We start from the raw sequence: 21,164 nt of genomic DNA on the forward strand, positions 1-21,164 counted from the left end.
CTTAGCCCCTCCAAAAATTAAAATTTCCACTATAAATTAAATTACCTTTAAAAAGTAGATAAAGAGCTTTTCGCAAACTAAAAATCTTTTTATATTCAGAGTACTTTAAAATAGCAAATAAAATATTTACAAAATAACTTCTCCATCCAAATAGTTCTTTAAAAAGAGCACCTTTCGAAATAAATATCTGATCATTATTCAAAGTTCCTGAACTTTCTTTTTTATGAATTACTATTGGTAAAGGAACATATTTAATTGCGAGACCCTTTTTTATACAATCTCGCAAAAACAGATTTTCTTCTCCTGATGAGAATTTTGCTCCTAAACCAAAATTCTCATTAAACTTAATTCCAGCTTTATTTATTCTCTTTCTATTAAATGCTATTTCAATGGAGGACACTTTTAAAATTGATTTGTTAGTATGAGCAAACGATTTATCTGCATATTTTTTATATTTTTCTCCACAAGGAGTAATAACTTGGAAAGTAATCACATCGGCATCGTTATTGGCAAAAGCTTCACTCACTATTTCACTAAAATTTTCAACATAAACAACATCATCATCGGATATTATACAAATTTCTCCTACGGCGTTCTCTATAGCTCTGTTTCTACTTTTAGATAGCCCTTTTTCAGGAAAATTTAGCATTCTAACATTATTATTTAAAGAAACAGATTCCATATTATTATATTGATTAATAATCAAAACATCGGAATTTATATTCTTTTTTTTAAAATCAATTTCTTTTATATCCTTTTTATCCATAGTAGACATTAACACTTCAACTAACATAATTTCTTCCTTTCCGAACAAAACCTTCTGCAATTATAGGAAACAACATAATAGTTATAAAGTATCTATGTCGAATAGCTCCTAACAAATAGTATTCAAACAAAGAACTAACAATCAAAAATATACAAATAACTATCCACCAAAGACTATTCCTATCATTTCTCCTCCAAATTATTATTAATGTCAGCGTTAATATCAGCATAAATATTGCGTCAATCAAATACGCTATACTAGAATAAAAATCTGTATGGACAATGATTGGTAACGGCGCATAAATAAATTGCACAAGTATACCAGGTAAGTCTATTAATAAATCTAACCATGTATCCCAATTTACAGTTGGATAAGTCATACCTGAGTCCATATACGTGATCTGTTGGTAATTTCTAAAACTACTTAAAGAAGCTGGAGAAATACTGATGTTTAGTAACTTTGTAGATATTAAATCTCCAATAAAAACTATTACAGGAAGAATACAAACACTTAGTAAAAATTTTTTTGAATTTATCGAATTGTCTTTAGCAAAAATATACTTCAAAAACACCAATAGTACTGATAATGCAAATACTTCTCTCCTAAATAAAAACACTAAGACTAACCCAATTAACAATATTACTGAAGGTTTTTTCTGTATAAAACCGTATAAAAATACACTAAATGCAAATACAAAATAAGATTCTCTTAAGGGAACTAAAGAGTATAAAATGGACAATGGGTAGAAAAACGAAATTATCAAAAAAACTCTTTGTTCGGATTTTTTGATGGTATTACTTTTGTATTCCATCCATGCTTTCCAATATATAATTATCGCTATTTGATTAATAAATAAGTTAAATGTCAAATATAAAAAACTATTATTAATAGAAACCCAAGAAAATATATAAGAGAAATACTTAAAACTAATCAATTCAAGTGGAAGCTTAGTAAATGAGTTGTAACTATTCTCTATAAATCCCGTGTACAGCAAGGTGTCTGGGAAAAAAGGAATGAAATTTAAGTATAAATCAAATAAAAGAATACTAGAGTAAAGTAAAACCAATACAATGTAGTAATATTTAGTAAAAGTATCTTTTAATAATAGTTTATTTGATAATAACATCAACAACCAATATACTAATATTAAATAAAATGGATATAGAATTATATGAAAAAAATCTATGTCCTCGTAATACGTTTTCAAACTATCACCTCAATTTTCTCTCATTCACTATTAGCATTATCAATATTTATTTTTTTGTTTCAAACTTCTGATGAAATTTGTTACTTGTGGGACATTCATCACCCATAAAGAAAGTAAGTAAATACCTAATCCCATTGATATTGAAATTAGCAATGCAATAAAAGAATTGACATAGAACAATAATATCTTATTTATAAAATTACAACTAATACCCATCACTATCGATCCTATTATCGGCTTAAAAATTATTTTTATAACTTTTCCAGAACCATCACTATAGCTTTTTTTAAAGCTAAAATATAGCAAGATAGTTCCGATAGAAGCAGAAATACTAGTTGCTAATGCTAGTCCATTTAATCCCATATACTTAGATAATACAAAGTTCAACAAAATATTAATTGCAACTGAAATGGCAGCATTTTTCATAGGTGTTTTTGTATCTTCAAAAGCATAAAATCCTCTAGATAATACTTCTCTTAAACCAAATCCAATCATTCCTAAGGAATAATAAAATAATGCTTCTGAAGTTAAGATGATTGCTTTTTCATCAAAAGCACCGTATCCAAATAGTAATTCAATAATTTCATAAGAAAAGAGCATAAATATTACAGTCGACGGCGCCAAAATAATCAAGACATTTGATATTGAATCGTTAATAACTTTATTGAAACCAATAAAATTTTTTTTAAGTGCCATCTTGGAAATCGAAGGATAAATTAAATTCGATATAGTAATTATAAAAATTCCCTGAACAAAAACATTTAATTTATTAGCATAATTTAAGGCCGCAATTCCACCTTCTACTATTTGAGAAGCAAGTGTTCGATCTACAAGTATATTAATTTGATTAATTGAAAGTCCCATAATTATAGGCAATGATAAAAACATCATGCGTTTTAAATACTTATCTCTAAAATTCACTTTAGGTTGATAATAGTACTTATTTTTATATACAAATATCGATAATATAATAAGTTGAAGTAAAACAGCTAATACAAATCCAAATGGTAGATATATCTCATCGAATTTACTAGCACCTAATATCGAAAAGATAATAATAATATTTAATGGTATTCCTAATGATGCCGATATTACATGTATATTTTTAAATTGAAGTAGGCTTTTATATACATATATTACGCCACTAAAATATATACTTATGACAGTAATTCTTGTATATAAAATTGCGGTTTCAAGTACGGCACCTTGAAAACCAGATGCAAAAACAATGATAATCTGTTCGGTAAAAATAACAGTAAGCATAATAATAATTGTAGCAATAACTATAAGCGAATTGATTAAACTATTCGTAAACTCAATTACTCTTTTCTCACCATGTTTATTTTCAATTAAGTTTATTATTGGTATATAGCTCGTTGAAATACCTACAGCTACAAAAGCAAACAATACTTCCGGAATAGTCAAAGAAATTAAATATATATCACTAGTGGTAGATGCCCCAAAGCTAAATGCCAATACTATATCTCTAAAAAAACCTAAAACTTTTGATATCAATGTTACACAAAAAATAATTATTATAGTTTGTTTCATAATATATCCATTCTATTTGTTGATAATTGTTTTATTTCTCATTTCTATCACTATTTTTAAGTTTAGACCACTCTGATAGATATTTATTTGCGCTAATTTTCCAATTCAATTTAGTTAAATCTACGTTTTCATCTTTAACCTCATAGAATTTTTCAATTTTATTTCTGATCATGGTCTTATTATTATAGTCAAAGTATCTTTCTGAGTTTAGATGTATTGGGAGAAATACGTTTTTTGACAAAATTACAGATTTCTCCAAATGAAGAGCCTCTAATGCGGACATACAAAATGTTTCTAACCAACTATTTTGAATATATAAACCGGAAACTAAAATATAGTCTTGAACAGTCTTTTTATTTACAAACCCTTTATATTGAACAAAAGGATATTCTTTAATCTTATCTGTAAATGGACCATCTTCTCCAATAACAATTAGCTTATACTCCTTGTTCCTTTGCTCTCTTTTTTTGTTTAACTCTTCAATCGCTTCACATACACCAAGAACACCTTTATCAGATCTTCCGCCTCCAAAAGTAATAATAAATTTCTCATTATTACTTATCTCAGCTTCCATGACTTGGATATTATTTTGAATCTCTATCCCATTATTGATTGCCTTTATTTTATGTTGACGTTTAGGATAACTACTTTTTAATAGAGCCGCATATTTTTCTGATACCCCTACTATTAAATCACTGAATAAAAAAATTGAACTTTCCATAATTTCTCTATATTTTTTAACCTTGACTATCTTTTTCGTCACTTTTAAGCTTCCATGAGAAGTCATAGATGTTTTTTTCTTAAGTATTTTTGCAACAATCATATAACAGAGTCCTTTGAAAGAAATACCAGAAATATGAACGATATCATTTGAAGAGATATTATTTAAATAATCATCAAATTTAAAATTGATTTGAACTTTACTCAGTATCAATCCATTTATTTTTTCCAATTCATTCGTTAGGGAAATATCAACCCAACTAGGTCCATTCTTTTTCAAAAAATCACCGATATACAAAACTTTCAAATTGCACTTGTTTTGCATAATAAATCACCTTGCTCCTTCACCAGTAAAAATAACTTTGATAGTTTTTATTATTATCAAGATGTCTAATTTTAAAGATTTGTGTTTCACGTAATACAGATCTAATAATAATTTGTCATGGGGAGTAATTTCATAACCCCCATTTACTTGTGCCCAACCGGTCAATCCAGGTTTTACGGAGAGTCTAAGAACAAAATCCGGAATGTCATTATTAAATTCAGCAGTAAAGTTCGGTCTTTCTGGTCTAGGTCCAATCAAACTCATATCTCCTACTAAAACATTTAATAGTTGAGGTAATTCATCAATTCTCATTTTTCTAATAATTTTCCCAACTTTAGTAACACGATTATCATCTTTTTTAGCCCATTGCGGTCCATCAATTTCAGCATTTATGTGCATCGAACGGAATTTATACATGTTGAAGTAGTTACCATTTAATCCAACTCTTTTTTGTACATAAAATGCAGAACCTGGACTCTCTAATCTAATCAAAAGAATTGTAACTAGCATAATTGGTACCGAGACTATGAACGCTAGTATAGCAAATAAAATATCAAAAGCTCTGAAAAACACTTGCTCATAGACGTTATAATTATTTCCTTTTTCATAAATATTTTGAGTAGAAACCGCATACTCTTCGTAAAAATTATTAAATTCATTATCTGTTCTAACTATAGACATTCTCAATCTCCTCTACACATAAATTAATTAAATATATTAAAATATAAAGCTATTATGATTCTACTTTATCCAATATTCTTTCCATTAAATTCAAAATTTCATCTCTTAGTTCTTCTCTCTGTAAAGCAAATTCAAGTGTTGTTTGAATAAATCCTAATTTTTCACCGACGTCATAGCGTTTGCCGTCAAATTCATAAGCGAATACACGTTGCTTCTCATTCAATCGAGTAATCGCATCCGTCAGCTGAATCTCGCCACCCGTCCCGGCCTCCTGTGTCTCCAAGTATTTGAAGATTTGAGGCGTGAATAGATAGCGTCCGAGAATCGCCAAATTTGATGGTTCCGTCCCAGGTGCAGGTTTTTCAACGAAAGAAGCCACTTTATGTAAACCACTTTCTAACGATTCTTGAGGGTCCACAATCCCATAACGATGCGTGACATCACTTGTTACGGGTTGAACACCAATAATCGAACTCGCTGTCTTTTCATACTGCTCAATCAATTGGCGCGTACAAGGTACTTCCGCCTGAACGATATCGTCTCCAAGCATGACCACAAACGGCTCTTCCCCGACAAACGCTTTCGCCTGAAGCACGGCATGACCGAGTCCCATCGGCTTTGATTGACGAATGAAATGGATGTTAATATTTGTCGTCTCTTCGACGAGCGCCAAAAATTCTGATTTCCCTTTTTCAATAAGCGTTTGTTCGAGTTCAGGTACTGAATCAAAGTGATCCTCAATCGCTCGCTTACCTTTCCCCGTGACGATTAAAATATCTTCAATCCCCGAAGCGACTGCTTCTTCAATAATGTATTGGATGGTCGGCTTATCGACGATGGGTAACATCTCTTTTGGCATCGCCTTTGTCGCCGGTAAGAAACGTGTGCCAAGACCCGCTGCCGGGATGACTGCCTTTTTCACTTGTTTATGTACCATGATGCCCCTCCCATGAATGAATCTGTATGATTTAGATAATCATAGAAAAAAGGATGCATTTAACATCCTTACAAAAATATATTCTAAGGTTAACACTTTTGACCTAATGAAAAAACCAAGGTAAGGGAATTAAAACCTATTTTCGTTCGACAAGTGTCGACAAAAATCATAATAGTCATTAATTGTCAACATATTATGTAAAAATAGGGGAATTACTTCTTCCATTTCCCTCGCCAGTTCTTCGTCGGTAAAATCGGTGGATCAACGAAAACAAATTCATCTTTTAGGACCGCTTCTGCGTTCTCCATCAACGTCTCCCAACGTCCCGCTCCTAGTTCTTCCGTCACCGCTTGTCTTGCGGCTTCCCAGTAAAACGTACGACGTCCTATACTATGGGCATCCGAGGCGACAAGTTGGCTCAAGCCATTACGTAAAAAGACAAACGCAATCTCCTTCACATTTTGACCGAACTCTCCCTTTAAGCTGCTCGTCGTCACTTGCGACAAGGCACCTGATGAGACAAAGTCCATCAATCGTTTCGGATTCGTTGTGAGTTCTTTATTTCGTTCTGGGTGAGCGATGACCGGTGTATAGCCTTCTGCCTGTAATCGGAAGAATAATTGCTCGGCATACGCCGGGACCGTATCGCTCGGAAACTCGACGAGGACGTAGCGTGAGCCAGCGAGTGAGAGGGCTTCCCCGTCTTCAAGTGCTTGAACGAGATCACCGAACACGCGAATCTCTTGACCTGGATAAATGTCGAGCTTGATTCCTTCTTGATGCAAGACGTTTTGAAGTGTTGCGGTGGCTTCTTGGACGTTCAAGTCTTCTGTCTCGAATTGAGGGTGAAACGCGTGGGGGGTGACCACGATTGCGGTCACCCCTTCCTCTACGGCGCGTCTCGCCATCTCGATTGTTTGTTCGACCGTTCCCGGACCGTCATCGACGGCCGGGAGAAGATGACAATGGATATCAATCATGACGTGATTCTCCTTTTATTCGTACGCGTAGTAATAGTAGTAATCGTCGCTGCCTTGTGGCTCGCGCTTGTTGAGAACGACTCCGAGGATGTGGGCATCTGCAAGGACCAATTGCTCTTTCGCTTTGACGACCATCTGACGGTCTGACTTGTCACAACCAACGACGAGGACGACGCCGTCTACTTTGCGTGCCAACAGGCGTGTGTCTGCGACTTGCATCATCGGTGGTGCGTCCAAGATGATGACGTCATAATGCTGTTTCAACTCTTCGAGTGTACGGTCCATCATTTTCGACGAGAGTAACTCAGACGGGTTCGGCGGGATTGGCCCCGCTGCCATCAGTTCCAAGTTTTCGACTTGCGTCGAGTGGATCGCTTTATCAAGTGTCGTCTTCTTCGCAAGGACGGTCGAGAGCCCAATCCCGTTCGAAAGACGGAACGTGAAGTGAGCCGTCGGACGGCGCATGTCACAGTCCATCAATAAGACGCGTTTGCCTTGTTGGGCATAGACGACGGCCAAGTTGGACGCAGTCGTCGACTTCCCTTCGCCTGACGACGAGGATGTAATCGCAACTGTCTGTAACTCGTCATCCACTGCGGTGAACTCGAGGTTCGTTCGGATCGTCCGATACTGCTCCGAGATTGGCGACTTCGGTTTATAGACCGTGATCAAGTCACGACCTGTCTTATCGTACTGAATATGTTTTGATTTCTTTTTTCCAAACTTAAACACGGACCTCTTCCCCCTTCACCTTCGCTTGACGTTGTTGCTGCATCTCGACACGATCGATGACCGGGATGGACCCGAGAACCGGAAGCTCGAGAATCGTCTCGACATCTTGTTCTGTCTTGATGCGACGATCGAGGACGACTTTAAGGAACGCGATCGCGACACCAATCATCATTCCGAGTACGGCTGCAATCGCTGTATTGAGTAAAATGTTCGGTTTGACCGGAAGCATCGGGACGTTCGCATCCGATAACACCTTGACATTGTCGACGCTCATGAGTTCAGGTACTTCTTTCGAGAAGACACGCCCAATCTCATTGGCGATATCTGTCGCGATGACCGGGTTCGTATGTTGGACGGCGATGTTGATAACTTGTGAGTTTTGTTCACTATTCACCGAGATCAAATTACTGATGTTCTCAGGTGCCCCGACAACATTTTCTTGCACTTGCTCGAGAATGGCAGGACTTTGAATGATGACACGATACGTGTTGACGAGTGTGACCGACGATTGGATTTGACTGCTGTCAATCATGTTGTTTTGTGATTCTTTTGGTGCGACGAGCACTTGCGTCGACGCCTCATACGTCGGGCTGATCACAAATGAGCTCACTAAAAAGGCAATGAGTGCCGCCATGATGGTTAAACTAGCGATGAGCCACTTGCTCCGCTTCAAGATGGAGAATAATTCTCCGAGGGAAATCGTTTCTTCGTTCATATTCCGTCCTTCTCTCCTTTGTGCCGGTAAATTCACTGCTGGAAAATTCCCGCAGATAATATTTAAAATGACAATACCAAAACAGTATAGCAAAATTTTCATCGGTTGATGACCCGTTTTTAAAAAAATGGGTTTTTTGACATGTAAATCTGCTAAACTTTGAAAGGAAGAACTTAACAAAGGAGGAGACCCCCTAGTGCATGTAAGTGAGCGCCTACTCCAGCTGTACGCCACACTCGACCGACAGACACGAGACATCGTCCAGCAACGTATTGAGACAAATTTAGCAGACGGCAAATCACTTGCCGCCTCTTATCATGAACTGACTGGAGAGATAAACGATTCGCTCTCTGTTGAAGAAAAATCTGGTGCGGACTTTTCGAACTGGTTGAAAGAAGGGAAGACGGACGTAGACCTTTTGACCTATTACGTCGCTCTTCTCGAGAAGAGTGAGATGCTTCACTCGGAAGCAATCGTCCCACAAGCTGTAAAGCCAACACCACAACGCGTTGCCGAACCGGTCGTCCCTAAGGCGGTGGTTGAACCGTCTCCCGAAGAAACGACAGAACCGGAAACCGAAACATCCACTGAAGCAACAACGATGAAACCACGTTACGTCCCGGAGTCGACGATCCCTTCACGGACGGAGCGTATGAAATCTCATCGTGAAATCAAACCGGCTCGTCCACGTCGAAAGAAAAGTCGTGGTTGGTTAATCGGACTACTCGCCATCATTCTTTTATCCGTCGGTGGGTATGCGGCTTATCCGATGGTATCTGACCTCATCACATCATCATCGACACCGACTGCTACCGAAGAACCCGTCACACCAGAAGCTGAACCGGTCGCCGAAACGAAGGCAATGGAAGAAGTGTGGATTGGCGTCAAAAATGCCCCGCTCCTCAGTGAACCGGATAGCGAAAATGTCGTCTACGTCGCCGACATCGGGGACCGTTATGACGTCATCGAAGAACGCGACGATGCCCTCCTACTCGACCTTGGTCTGAATGAGTTGACGGGTTGGGTGTCACGCGATGAAGTCGTCACCGAATGGTCGGCTGCCTCCATCAGTGATGCTGACGTATTGGACTGGTTGTCGACTTCCGTCAATCAGACGTTATTTGACGAGTCGCCGGAAGCTTACTTCGGGATGAACGAGAATGAATTGGTCGGAAATATTGGTGCCGCAAGTGGCTTCGACTCAGACGCCCTACATGAGTATCTCGTCTACCGTGGTCTCTTCTTCACGATGAAGAACGAGCAAGTCGAGGCAATCGACTGGTCGAACACGGATCAGACGAAAGAGACGTTCCTCGAGCTCGGTGAACCGACGTACGAGACAGAGGATGGTGTTGTCTATGAAAGTGACACTTACTCACTACGCCTCTTCATCGGCGAAGACGACTCGACGCGCGTTCGTCTGACGAAATTAGACAAATAAAGGAGTATTCCATATGACTCAAACGATTCTTGTGACGGGTGGTGCCGGCTATATCGGTACGCATACTGTCATCCAATTACTTGAAGCCGGGCACGAGGTGATCGTACTCGACAACTTATCAAACAGTAGCCGCGAGGCATTGAACCGGGTCGAGGCGATGACCGGAAAAGAAGTCACCTTCTATCTCGGTGACATCCTCGACCGAGCATTACTCGAACAGATTTTCTTGACACATACGATCGATGCCGTCATCCACTTCGCAGGGCTGAAAGCTGTCGGTGAGTCGGTGAGAGAACCGCTCCGCTATTACGAAAACAACGTCGTCGGCACGACCGTCCTGTTAGAAGTCATGCAGGCATTCGATGTGAAACGGATCGTCTTCAGTTCGTCGGCGACCGTGTATGGGATGCCGGAACGGACACCGATCGACGAGTCGTTCCCGCTCAGCGCGACGAACCCGTATGGCCGATCGAAGCTCATGATCGAGGACATCTTACGTGATGTCGCCGTCGCCGACTCAGAATGGAGCATCGCCCTCCTTCGCTACTTCAACCCGATCGGGGCACATCCATCCGGTCAGATCGGCGAAGACCCGTTCGACGTGCCGAACAACCTCATGCCGTATATTACGCAAGTCGCTGTCGGCAAGTTGAACGAACTGAGCGTCTTCGGTGACGACTATGACACACCGGACGGAACAGGCGTACGAGACTATATTCACGTCGTCGACCTCGCATCAGGTCATTTGCAGGCGCTCGACTACATCATGGACCAGAAAGGTGTCGAGGCGTTCAACCTCGGAACAGGGACAGGCTATAGTGTTCTTGACCTTGTCCGTGCGTTCGAACAAGAGAGTGGCAAGACGGTGCCGTACAACGTGACGGATCGTCGTCCTGGTGACATCGCCACATGTTTTGCCGACCCGACGAAGTCGAAACAGATGCTCGGCTTCGAAGCGAAGCATGACATTCGCGACATGTGCCGCGACGCCTGGAACTGGCAGTCGAACAACCCAAACGGATATAACTAAAAAAATCAGCTGGCGTCAGAACGATTGTTCTTCCGTCAGCTGATTTTTTTGATTCATCTTTCCTTTTCTTGACATGAGCCCGAAGTCGATGACCACGACGAGCAAGGCGACTACAATAAATTTCCATACATCGACCATCATGAATTTCTCCCACACATACCCAAGTACCGTGAAACCGAGGAAGGCCGCGTAGAAACTAATCCGCCACCACGTCCGATACACGTTCGCACGCTCTCGATCCAACAGGTAGAAGATGAGGTATGTGCCAAAAGCTAAGAATAAAATCGCGATCATCCAGTATAGAAATGATTGCATCGTCAACCGAAACATCATGAGAAAGAAAGATGAATCCATTGGAAATCCGCTCCTTTGATGACTGACTATTGATGTGTACAAACTTCCTACTCTTCCATTTTCCGCCTATTCATCATATGAGTCAATACACCTATGAACGAAAATTCATTATTGATTCAAAAGACCTATTCGCGTACCCATACATAACTATACGGAGACAATGTGATTTTCTCAATTCGTTCCCCCGTGAACAGGTTCGTTCCTTGAACATCCAATTCAACTTCGCTCTCACTCACGTTCGTATAGAGACGCACCGTACGCCCTTTCTCTTCCCGCTCGACGGCGAACACGTGCGGGTCGACGTCTATGATCCGTTGGGTCGCATAGGGTGACAATGCCGGCTCTGTCCGTTTCACGTTGAGCTGACCTATGATCCCCGAGAAGCGATTCAGTCGTGTCTCGTCTTTCTTCAGCGATTGGACGAGTTCTTCCTCGTCCGTTGGTCCGCTCACCCCGAATAGCGTCCGATAGTCAACAGACGGAATCCCTTGAAGCGAGAACAAGATACTATGGGCCGCTAGGAGCATCGGCTCATGATTGTCCAATAGATTCTTCTCGAATGGGTCGCGCTCGGCGCTCGACAAGAAATGGAAGTACGTCTTCCCTTCAGGCGGTGCCGTCATCTTTCGCGCCCATTCGGTCAGTCGCGTCGCCTTCCCTTGCGCGAGTGCGAGCGTCACGTGACTTGCTAGATCGAAGTGACAGACGGCGTCCACGACATCGAGATACGGCTCTGCTTCATCGAGCGCGTCCTCAGCGAGAATGAGCTGCCCGTTCGGCTTATAGTGATGCAAGACGATATGCCACAGGTTGAGTACGTCCTGTACTTCTTCACGTGTCATCCCTCGGAACGACTGGGCATGGACTCTGATTTTTGTCGCCCCATAGGCGAGCCGCTCGATGAGTGCGTCCGTCTCCGAGAGTACGTCGAACTGTTCGACGTTGTATGCGACCGGGTCGAGTTCGTACATGAGTTGAAAGTCGTCGCTTAACTCCCCTAAGTCCTCATACAACCGGATGCGTGGGTCGACCGCCGTGTCCGTCTGGCGCCCAATGTAAGGAAAGAGCGAAACGAGATGCAAGTCGCTGATTGTACCCGCGACATGCTTAGCTAGGACGTCATGAAGTGCCCCCATATCAGGCTTCCCGTCCGTCGTGACGAGACTCGCATCGACAAGTAGAACGTTCGTCTTCTCGCTCGGCGCTTCGTGATCATGCCAGCCGTGACTTTCCCACTTGTCAAATAGACGATGCCACGCCTGTTCATCGCCACCCCATTTATTCAGAATCGGTTCAATCTGTTGCCAATCCATACGTTTCCCTCCTTCTCCTGTCTCTCTACCTTTTTTCACTTCTCACCGATTTCAAAACAAAAAAAGCCGCCCTAATCGGACGACTTATTCCATCAAGCGCTTCAGTTCGGTCTGGATCCCGTCGAGTGACGCCGGTTCCGGGTTCCAATAATAGATGCCGTCCGACTCGAGTCCCCCGCCGCCTTCGATGCGGAGCGTGCTTGCGTTGCGGAACGCACCCATATAGTCGGTCGAGAGCGTCACAAGTTCCTTGAACTCGATGTTCGTCTTCGCCCGGTTGCCGACGACGTCTAATAGGTTCGTCACTTTCTCAAGCGAGAAGTCCGTGCGCCCCTTCTCGATGATGGCCGAGACGACATCGCGCTGTCGTTCTTGGCGACCGAAGTCCCCGTTCGGGTCGTCATAGCGCATCCGTGTATAGGCGAGCGCCTTCTCTCCGTCGAGCGTCACTTCACCGACCGGGAACGAATAGCCGTCCGAGCTGAAGGCGAACTTGTTCATGACGGTGATCCCGCCGAGCGCATCGACGACTTCCGTGAACGCCTCCATGTCCGCCTCGACGACGTAATCAATCGGGATATCTAAAAAGTTCTCAACCGTGTCCATCGCCATCTCGGCACCGCCGAACGCATAGGCGTGGTTGATCTTATCGCGATAGCCACGACCGACGATCTCCGTCTTCGTGTCACGCGGGATGCTGAGGATCGCCCCTTCGTTCGTATCCGGGTTCATCGTCAGGACGATGATCGAGTCACTTCGCCCTTGTTCCGTGCCCCGTCTGTCGATCCCGAGTAACAGCACGGACACCGAGCGCTTCTCTTCAATCGTCTCGACTTGTTTTCGTTCCGGACTGATCTGTAAGTTATCATTTACTTTTGTCACCGTGTCATTGACCTCGTCGACCATCGACCAGACGAACAAGCCGCCTGCGACAAGCATAAGTGTCAGTACGCCCGCTGTGATGCCAAGGATCCATTTCCACTTTGATTTCTTCTGATGTTTTGCCATATCGGGCCACCTTCTTTCATAAGTCCAGTTTGTATTTCTTTTCCCGAGCTCCACATTGGATTATAGCATGTCTCCAAAAAATGCTAATCATTTCTTTCCAATTCTTATGGGAAATGAGTCTTCATCGGGGTCCGGTGCATATGCTGTGGCCAGGCGGCATTGATTTCCGCCCCGATGAGCATCGTCGCCGCCGTCAAATAGAGCCAGATTTGAAGCAGGATGACGACCCCGATCGTGCCGTACGTATCCCCAAGGATCGAGAACCGCTCGACATAGACGCTATAGCCTGTCGAGATGAGTTGCCAGGAGATGACGGCGAAAATGGCACCCGGTAATGTCTCGATAAATCGGACACGTTGTTGTGGGGCAATTTTATAGAAAAACGAGAACGCAAAAATCAAGATGATTGTCGAGATCGTATAACGCGTGAGCGTCGAGAGACGATCGAACTCCTCGACCTGAGGATAGAGCGCATACAATAAATCGAGGAACTCCTGTCCGAAGACGTGGAAGACGATGAGGATGACGGCACCGATACTGCCGGCAAGGATTGTCATCAAGCCGATCAGTCGGCGCCACACATATCCGCGCGCCTCTGTCTCCCCATAAGCGAAGACGGTCAGTTTGACGAGACGGGCCGTCCCGTTCGAGGCCGACCAAAAGGCGATGATAGCACTGACCGACACGAGCCCGCTATTCAAGTTGCCACTGACGTCGTAGACGATCGACAACAATTCCCGCACGCTCGACCCCGGCACGAGCGTCTCGATCTGTTCGATCAATAACGCCTGATCGATCTTGAACCACGCCATGACGGCGAACAGCACGAAGAACATCGGGAAGATGGCGAGAAACCAAAAGAAGGCGAGCGTGGCGCTATAGTCGTTAATATGATGGTCCTTGAAGCGATGTCTCACATCGATGGCGAGTCGGGTCAGTCGATCGAGCACGGCCGTCACTCCTTTTTCTTTTTATTATGCCACAAAGGAAAGCACCCGATTCATCCGAATCGAGTGCCGCTGTCATTGTTCCATCAATTGTCCGAGGTACGACTTCACTTCGTCGAGTGATGCCTCGTCCGGGTTCCAATAGTAGATGCCGTCGCTCTCTTTGCCGCCGCTGCCTTCAAGACGAAGAACGCTTTGGTTTTTGAAAGCCGTCATGTAGTCGCTCGAGAGCGTTCGAATGTCTTTGAACGTCACGTTCGTCTTGGCATTGTTGCCGAGGACGTCGAGCATGTTGTTGAATCGTGCGATCGAGAAGCTATCCGTTCCTTTATTGACGAGCGCCGTAATGACGTCACGTTGACGTTCCTGGCGACCGAAGTCTCCGCTCGGGTCATCGTAGCGCATCCGTGTATAAGCGAGCGCTTCTGCTCCGTCAAGGTTGACCGTCCCCGGTTCGAACGAATATTCACCTGACGTGAAGGCGAACTTGTTCGTCACTTCGACGCCGCCGAATAAGTTGACCGCGTCCTGAAAGCCTTTCATATCGACTTCCGCGACATAATCGATTGGGATGCCGAGGAAGTTTTCGACCGTATCCATCGCCATCTCGGCGCCGCCGAACGCGTAAGCATGGTTGATCTTGTCAGTCGTCCCTTTCCCGACGATCTCCGTCTTCGTATCACGCGGGATGCTCAGCATCGCGCTCTCATCCGAGTTCGGGTTGAGCGTCATGACGATGATCGAGTCGCTGCGTCCCTGTTCGTCCGCGCGACGGTCGACCCCAAGCAGTAACACCGAGACCGGTTTTTTATCCGAGATTGTCTGTTGGTTCATCCGTTCTGGGCTGAGCCCGGCCGATTCGTTCAAACGGTCGACTGTTGAATCGACTTGATTATACAAATAGTAGGCCATCCCGGCTCCAATGAGCAGGAACACTCCAATCACAGCACCTGCGATGATGGCGATGCGCTTCGCGGGTGACACTTTACGACGACGTTTCTTGACTCTCTTTTTAGGCTGTTGCTCTTCCATGACATAAGCACCTTTCTATCCCCGATTGACCATAATTGACACAGGTTTCATTTTATCACGCTGAATCGACAGAGTTTTCCGCTTTTTTATAAAAGAGGTGAATACTTGTCGGACGTTGTCGATTTCTCATATCGCTAGTATCGACAAGACTTTTTGAAAGTTTAATAAGATGCTGTCCATCATAACATACGCCCTTCGAGTGAAATGCCTGCATGTCCTACAACAGCCCTACACATTTGGTCACGATTTCAAAATTGATCACATTTTTTTGCGCCAATATGGAAAGAATGTCGAAAGTTTATCGTTTTTCATAGTTCCTTTTCCTTATTTTCAGAAAACATAATGGTTCATTTGTTTTATTTTTTGTAAAATATGTATGAATCATTAAAATAAATGTAATAGTAACCCATTTGATGAATAAGGGGATTAATCGATGCGCTTCATCGTGACGTGTTTTTTAGACCAAAAACAAACTTGTGAGTTTATCGTGTATGGCAGTTCCGAATATGACGCCTATCAAACATTTGAACAGACCCTCCAATCCTTAAACTCATTGACGGGACAGATTTCATTATCGGATGGTGAGATGATTCCGGTGTCCCGTATCCTCGCTTATCGCGTCGACCCGATCAAACCGCTCTTTTGAATCCCGATTGTTTCGGGTAACCCTATTAAGACAACCAATCTAACAAATGGGGTGGAACGAATGGAAATCGGAATGATCGGGCTCGGGAAGATGGGGCTGAACTTGGCACTGAACTTGACGGACAACGGGCATCGCGTCTATGGCTATGACCCGGGGAACGTCTCGACGAGTCAGTTCGAGACAAAACAGTCTTTAGAAGAAGTCGTCGCTGCACTGAAGGCGCCACGCGTCATCTGGGTGATGGTACCGGCAGGAGACGTGACCGAACATGTGTTGAACGTTTTATATGAAGCTCTCTCCCCTGGGGACATCGTCATCGACGGGGGCAACTCGAACTATAAGGAGTCGATGCGTCGCGCTGAGCACTTTAAAGAAAAGCTCATCTATTTCTTTGATGTCGGGACGAGTGGCGGCATGGACGGGGCACGGAACGGGGCCTGTACGATGATTGGTGGGGATTTGGAAGCGTTCGGAAAAATCGAGCAGCTGTTCCAAGACGTCTCGACCGACAACGGGTATCTGTACGCCGGTCCGAGTGGGAGTGGTCATTTCCTGAAGATGGTCCATAACGGGATCGAGTATGGCATGATGCAGGCAATCGCTGAAGGGTTCGAAGTGCTCGAGAAAAGCCCGTTTGACTATGAATATGAGGATGTCGCCCGTGTCTGGAATCACGGCTCTGTCATCCGTTCATGGCTCATGGAACTGACCGAGAGCGCCTTCTCCAAAGATGCGAAGCTCGATGACATCCGCGGGGTCATGCATGCATCGGGTGAAGGCAAATGGACGGTCGAGACGGCGCTCGAGTATGACGTGCCGACGCCGGTCATCGCCCTCTCGCTCATGATGCGCCAACGCTCGCTCCAAGACGACACGTTCTCCGGTAAAGTCGTCGCCGCGCTCCGAAATGAGTTCGGGGGACATGCGGTGGAGAAGAAGGAGTAATCCATATGGCCTCGGCGTATGCCGAGGCCACTCTTCACTCCATCGTATTTCCTTCTGCCGGAATCGGGTGTACCTTCAACATGCGCGCGAAATGGACGAGGTTATACGCCATCGTCTTCCCGTGTGACTTCGTGAACGCATTGTCACGCCCGGCATCGATATACGAATCACCTGGTCCTGCTTCCCCGACCCAATACGTATCGACATTCGGTGGCACGGTGAAACCGATGTGGGATAAGGCATAAAGAATACCAGCACATGCGTGTTTCGCCCCGTCCTCATTCCCGGTGACGACCACCCCGCCGACTTTGTTGTAGTAGATCGCCTGACCTGACTTGTTCGTCAAGCCGCTGCCCCCGTATAACCGCTCGACCACTTGCGTCGCGACACTACTCTTCTCCCCGAGCCAAAGGGGTGTCCCGATGACGACGATGTCTGCCCCTTTCACTTTCTCAAAAATCTGTGGCCATTCATCCCCGTCCCCTTCATCTTCTGTCACCCCGAACTCGACGTGATAGTCGACGATCCGAACGATTTCCGACTCGACCCCAAGCGCGTCAAAATGCGGCAAGATGTCACGAATCAGTCCTTCTGTATGCGACGTCGTGTCGCCACCTTTTAACGTGCAGTTCAAAAATAGAGCTTTCATGGAATCCCTCCTCGAATAATCTCCAACAGTTACGTGTTCCCGTTCACTCCATTTCTTAGTACCTTTTGAAGGATTTTGTTCATGTGAGGCAGAACTGCTAGGTTGAGGAGTTGAACCACATGCCAAACTTTTTACATATTGCCGACCTACATCACGCTCGATATACAGGAGATGCGATTCATGCGGAACGGTCTAGCTTTGACATTCAACGCGACAAACTCCAGCAACTCGCATCAGTTATTCGTGAACACGAGATCGCTGCGGTACTGATTGCCGGAGACATCGAGGTCAGTGATTCATATGACCTTATGCCTTATTTAGAAGAATGGACATTCCTCGGTGCGTCCATCTATATCGTCTTTGGCGAACATGACGTCAATCGCCATCGTGACAAGAAAGTGTGGGAGACGGTTACCCACGTCCATTGTTTTGTCGAACCAGGATATCGCTTCGACCCGGCTCTAGGAGTCGGCATATACGGGGTTAGTTGCACGTCGAACCAGGTCGGATTAGTCGAAGCCCTCAATCACATTCCTCCGCTCGAACCATCACACCCTAACCTGCTACTTAGTCATGGGCGTGCAAGTGCCTTTTCGAATACTCGACTTCACCCTCATGTTTTTGCCTATGTCGCGCTCGGGGATCACCATCGGTATGAAGTGATGGAGCGATCGAATACGACAATCGTATATCCGGGACACCTCTTTTCTGTATGGGATGGTTGCGGTAAAGCATGGGAAACGGGATATGTCATCGGTTCGATTGATGACGATACCCTCACCCACACGTTTCATGTGTTCCAAGGAGCTCAAACCAGACGCGTCTGTGTGAATCCGTTCATTCGTAACGACGACCAGATTCAACTCATTCTCGACAATGTCCCGTCGATGCATGAGCAATGGGTGAAAGATGACCCGGTTTCGATTCGAGAGGTCATTCGTCAGGTACTTCGCACGTATCCGGATGATTATTTTGTCACCCCTAGTCACGCCAAGTTGCGCCCACGACGAATGTGTTTGCGTGGTCAACGGTTGTTAGAAAATCCTATTTTATTCGAATCGTTCGTTCAAAGAAGCTATAAAGCTACTGCTAAAACGCAGTGAATGTTTTATTCGATTGTTCTTACACGCCCGTCCGGCTCCTGATAAATCACGTGTTCTCGTGACAGTTCCGTCGGGGAACGGACCCCTGCGGCGGCCGTCATATTATACAGTCCTTCCCGAAGCGAGATGATATAGTTCGTGACCCGAAAGCTCTTCTCGTCGACGACAAGAGCACGCTGCAGTTTCGGGTCGGTCGTCGCGACACCGACCGGACAACGGTTCGTATGACACACCTGCGCCTGGATGCAGCCGACGTTGAACATGAGCCCGCGGGCGATGTTGACGAGGTCGGCACCGAGGGCGAGAGCAATCGCCACCTTGTCCGCCGTGATGAGTTTCCCCGAGGCGAACAGTTTGATCCGGTCACGAAGACCGTGGTCGATCAACAAGCGATGGACGTATGGGAGTGCCGCCTTCAATGGCAACCCGACCGTATCGGCGAGTTCCTGATACGTCGCCCCTGTTCCGCCTTCACTCCCATCAATCGTGATGAAGTCTGGCACGATTTGAGACGTCGCCATCGCTTCGACGAGCGATTCCATGTCCTGTATATTGCCGACGACGAGCTTGATGCCGACCGGCTTCCCACCAATCTCACGCAACTTTTCGATGAAGCCCAACAGTTCCTTGTGCGTCTGAAACTCGGAGAATCGGTTCGGGCTGTCAATCGTCTCACCGACACGCACGTGTCGGATGCGGGCAATCTCCTCGGTCACTTTCGAGCCATCGATATGTCCCCCACGCGTCTTCGCCCCTTGCGCGAGTTTCAATTCGAACGCCTTCACTTGCGGGAGCGCACTCTTCTGTTTGAACGCTTCCACCGAAAACGCCCCGTCTTCATCCCGGACACCAAATAGTGCCGGACCGATTTGGCAGATGATGTCGACATTTCCTTTCAAATGATAGTCCGAAAGACCGCCTTCCCCCGTGTTCATCCATGTCCCGCCCGCCCGGCCGAGTCCGATGGAAAGGGCCGTGATTGCCTTGTCACCGAGCGAACCGAAGCTCATCGCTGACTGCCCGACGAGCCCGCGGACGTAGAACGGCTCCCGACACGTCTCTTTCCCGATAATGATGGTGTCTTCTTCTGTCAATAAGTACGGAGAGATGTCACGTTCGACGAGATGCTCTTTTCGGGTGAAGAGGTTATCCTCATCGAGTTCATACACCCATGTCGACACTTTCGTTGAATTGTCGATCCGTAGCTCGTTCCGATTCGTCGGATAAAGGGCGTTTTGAAGATAGAACCCACCCGCGTCAAAGTCTCGCTCCGAACCGAAGCCGATGATGCGCGACTTATATTTCCCGGCAATGACGGCCGCTTCATATTCGTTTCGCGAGAACGGTTTTGCCTCATTGTCATTCAAAAACAAATATTGACGAAGCTCCGGTCCCATCTTCTCGAACATGTATCGAAGCTTACCGAGAATCGGGAAGTTGCGGAGGACGGAGTGTTCACGCTGGTGTCGGTCCCGTCGCCAGAAATAGAAAAGTAACAACGGGGGTCCGGTCATCACTACGATAAACAGTATGAGCAGAATAGCCAACATCGATGTATTGAGTGACACGGTCTCTCCTCCTTTTTCACTAAACGAAAAACACCCTGTCGGAAACGGAACAGGGTGTCATCAGTCGCTCGGGATCGTGACCCCGTCAAATTGTTCATTTCGGCAAAGCGTGATCGCCTGCATCGCTAGTTTATAGTCTTCTTCCGGTAAGGCGATCAACTCGGTCGGAAGGACCCATTCTTTTGAGTTATACAAATGAATGACGAGTTTGGCGAGAACAAACTCTCGTTTATCGAACGTATTATCATCGATGATTGTGGAGGTTCGAATCTTCCCTGCTTCGAGGTCAATATAAGGAAGCAAACATTCTCGGATATGCGAATGACCCGCAAGTACATATAGTGCGGCGAAGTATTCACGACTGGTACTGCCAGGATCCGTGAGCCGCTGTGCTAACCGTTTGAACTCGTTGTAGTGGTCGGAAGATAAAAAATCAATATGGTTCATCGGTCCACCTTCTCTCTCTAAGCCTCGCTTTGCCCTCAGAGTTTATAATTTCCACCTTTTTGTAGAA

The 21,164-nt window shown here is 44.9% G+C and carries 22 protein-coding genes; 5 read left to right on the forward strand and 17 right to left on the reverse strand.

Translation table 11 applies throughout. The features are described from left to right. Nucleotide 1 precedes the first annotated feature (1 nt). The 9 genes from KNO86_RS06570 to KNO86_RS06610 all read right to left on the reverse strand — a co-directional run bounded on the left by KNO86_RS06570 (nucleotide 2) and on the right by KNO86_RS06610 (nucleotide 8,614). On the reverse strand, nucleotides 2-793 hold the full coding sequence (locus KNO86_RS06570) for a glycosyltransferase (RefSeq protein WP_214694319.1): 792 nt from the start codon (nucleotides 791-793) through the stop codon (nucleotides 2-4). Beyond that, nucleotides 783-1,577 carry a hypothetical protein gene (locus KNO86_RS06575; protein WP_214694321.1) on the reverse strand — a complete coding sequence of 265 codons (795 nt, stop codon included), beginning with the start codon at nucleotides 1,575-1,577 and terminating at the stop codon, nucleotides 783-785. The genes KNO86_RS06570 and KNO86_RS06575 overlap by 11 nt, the downstream gene beginning before the upstream one ends. Before the next feature lie 435 nt (nucleotides 1,578-2,012). Next, nucleotides 2,013-3,524, reverse strand: a complete 1,512-nt coding sequence (gene murJ, locus KNO86_RS06580) for a murein biosynthesis integral membrane protein MurJ (protein ID WP_214694327.1) — start codon at nucleotides 3,522-3,524, stop codon at nucleotides 2,013-2,015. Nucleotides 3,525-3,555: 31 nt separating this feature from the next. Then, a complete protein-coding gene (locus KNO86_RS06585) occupies nucleotides 3,556-4,569 on the reverse strand; it encodes a glycosyltransferase family 4 protein (RefSeq protein ID WP_214694329.1) in 1,014 nt (337 codons plus the stop codon). A gap of 6 nt (nucleotides 4,570-4,575) precedes the next feature. After that, nucleotides 4,576-5,250, reverse strand: a complete 675-nt coding sequence (locus KNO86_RS06590) for a sugar transferase (RefSeq protein ID WP_214694331.1) — start codon at nucleotides 5,248-5,250, stop codon at nucleotides 4,576-4,578. Between the two features lie 52 nt (nucleotides 5,251-5,302). After that, nucleotides 5,303-6,187, reverse strand: coding sequence for a UTP--glucose-1-phosphate uridylyltransferase GalU (gene galU / locus KNO86_RS06595; RefSeq protein WP_214694332.1), 885 nt, complete (start codon nucleotides 6,185-6,187; stop codon nucleotides 5,303-5,305). A 212-nt stretch (nucleotides 6,188-6,399) separates the two neighbouring features. Next, nucleotides 6,400-7,167 carry a tyrosine-protein phosphatase gene (locus KNO86_RS06600; protein ID WP_214694342.1) on the reverse strand — a complete coding sequence of 256 codons (768 nt, stop codon included), beginning with the start codon at nucleotides 7,165-7,167 and terminating at the stop codon, nucleotides 6,400-6,402. Nucleotides 7,168-7,182: 15 nt separating this feature from the next. After that, the gene (locus KNO86_RS06605; RefSeq protein ID WP_214694343.1) at nucleotides 7,183-7,899 is read right to left on the reverse strand and encodes a CpsD/CapB family tyrosine-protein kinase; all 717 of its coding nucleotides are present in this window, start codon (nucleotides 7,897-7,899) and stop codon (nucleotides 7,183-7,185) included. After that, nucleotides 7,892-8,614 (reverse strand): YveK family protein, encoded by a 723-nt coding sequence (locus KNO86_RS06610; protein ID WP_214694345.1) that lies wholly within the window; start codon nucleotides 8,612-8,614, stop codon nucleotides 7,892-7,894. The genes KNO86_RS06605 and KNO86_RS06610 overlap by 8 nt, the downstream gene beginning before the upstream one ends. Nucleotides 8,615-8,810: 196 nt before the next feature. Here KNO86_RS06610 and KNO86_RS06615 point away from each other — a divergent pair, with 196 nt between their 5' ends. Next, nucleotides 8,811-10,055 (forward strand): hypothetical protein, encoded by a 1,245-nt coding sequence (locus KNO86_RS06615; RefSeq protein WP_214694347.1) that lies wholly within the window; start codon nucleotides 8,811-8,813, stop codon nucleotides 10,053-10,055. A gap of 13 nt (nucleotides 10,056-10,068) precedes the next feature. Then, a complete protein-coding gene (gene galE, locus KNO86_RS06620; protein WP_214694348.1) occupies nucleotides 10,069-11,085 on the forward strand; it encodes a UDP-glucose 4-epimerase GalE in 1,017 nt (338 codons plus the stop codon). A gap of 15 nt (nucleotides 11,086-11,100) precedes the next feature. Here the strand turns inward: galE and KNO86_RS06625 are convergent, their stop codons facing one another. The 5 genes from KNO86_RS06625 to KNO86_RS06645 all read right to left on the reverse strand — a co-directional run bounded on the left by KNO86_RS06625 (nucleotide 11,101) and on the right by KNO86_RS06645 (nucleotide 15,739). After that, nucleotides 11,101-11,439: a hypothetical protein gene (locus KNO86_RS06625; RefSeq protein WP_214694350.1), complete on the reverse strand. Its 339-nt coding sequence runs from the start codon at nucleotides 11,437-11,439 to the stop codon at nucleotides 11,101-11,103. 125 nt (nucleotides 11,440-11,564) lie between these two features. Continuing rightward, nucleotides 11,565-12,752 carry an alpha-amylase family glycosyl hydrolase gene (locus KNO86_RS06630; protein WP_214694352.1) on the reverse strand — a complete coding sequence of 396 codons (1,188 nt, stop codon included), beginning with the start codon at nucleotides 12,750-12,752 and terminating at the stop codon, nucleotides 11,565-11,567. 84 nt (nucleotides 12,753-12,836) lie between these two features. Then, nucleotides 12,837-13,760 carry an LCP family glycopolymer transferase gene (locus KNO86_RS06635; RefSeq protein WP_214694354.1) on the reverse strand — a complete coding sequence of 308 codons (924 nt, stop codon included), beginning with the start codon at nucleotides 13,758-13,760 and terminating at the stop codon, nucleotides 12,837-12,839. 104 nt (nucleotides 13,761-13,864) lie between these two features. After that, a complete protein-coding gene (locus tag KNO86_RS06640) occupies nucleotides 13,865-14,710 on the reverse strand; it encodes a YihY/virulence factor BrkB family protein (protein WP_214694356.1) in 846 nt (281 codons plus the stop codon). Between the two features lie 72 nt (nucleotides 14,711-14,782). Beyond that, nucleotides 14,783-15,739 (reverse strand): LCP family glycopolymer transferase, encoded by a 957-nt coding sequence (locus KNO86_RS06645; protein WP_214694358.1) that lies wholly within the window; start codon nucleotides 15,737-15,739, stop codon nucleotides 14,783-14,785. A 433-nt stretch (nucleotides 15,740-16,172) separates the two neighbouring features. Between KNO86_RS06645 and KNO86_RS06650 the strand changes: the two genes are divergently transcribed. Next, nucleotides 16,173-16,385, forward strand: coding sequence for a hypothetical protein (locus KNO86_RS06650; protein WP_074036075.1), 213 nt, complete (start codon nucleotides 16,173-16,175; stop codon nucleotides 16,383-16,385). Between the two features lie 51 nt (nucleotides 16,386-16,436). Then, nucleotides 16,437-17,330, forward strand: coding sequence for a phosphogluconate dehydrogenase (NAD(+)-dependent, decarboxylating) (gene gnd / locus KNO86_RS06655; RefSeq protein WP_353047685.1), 894 nt, complete (start codon nucleotides 16,437-16,439; stop codon nucleotides 17,328-17,330). Nucleotides 17,331-17,364: 34 nt separating this feature from the next. On the opposite strand, the gene KNO86_RS06660 is transcribed toward gnd, so the two are convergent. Then, a complete protein-coding gene (locus tag KNO86_RS06660) occupies nucleotides 17,365-17,979 on the reverse strand; it encodes a flavodoxin family protein (protein ID WP_214694362.1) in 615 nt (204 codons plus the stop codon). A gap of 119 nt (nucleotides 17,980-18,098) precedes the next feature. Between KNO86_RS06660 and KNO86_RS06665 the strand changes: the two genes are divergently transcribed. Next, nucleotides 18,099-19,082, forward strand: coding sequence for a metallophosphoesterase family protein (locus KNO86_RS06665; RefSeq protein ID WP_214694364.1), 984 nt, complete (start codon nucleotides 18,099-18,101; stop codon nucleotides 19,080-19,082). Between the two features lie 5 nt (nucleotides 19,083-19,087). Here KNO86_RS06665 and KNO86_RS06670 read toward each other — a convergent pair whose 3' ends face one another. Both KNO86_RS06670 and KNO86_RS06675 read right to left on the reverse strand, forming a co-directional pair. Continuing rightward, complete coding sequence (locus KNO86_RS06670) at nucleotides 19,088-20,632, reverse strand: FMN-binding glutamate synthase family protein (RefSeq protein WP_214695116.1); 1,545 nt, start codon at nucleotides 20,630-20,632, stop codon at nucleotides 19,088-19,090. Nucleotides 20,633-20,710: 78 nt separating this feature from the next. Continuing rightward, nucleotides 20,711-21,097 carry a hypothetical protein gene (locus KNO86_RS06675; protein ID WP_214694370.1) on the reverse strand — a complete coding sequence of 129 codons (387 nt, stop codon included), beginning with the start codon at nucleotides 21,095-21,097 and terminating at the stop codon, nucleotides 20,711-20,713. Nucleotides 21,098-21,164: the final 67 nt, after the last annotated feature.

It is taken from the genome of Exiguobacterium sp. s160 (assembly GCF_018617575.1).
GTDB classification, from domain to species: domain Bacteria; phylum Bacillota; class Bacilli; order Exiguobacteriales; family Exiguobacteriaceae; genus Exiguobacterium; species Exiguobacterium aestuarii_A.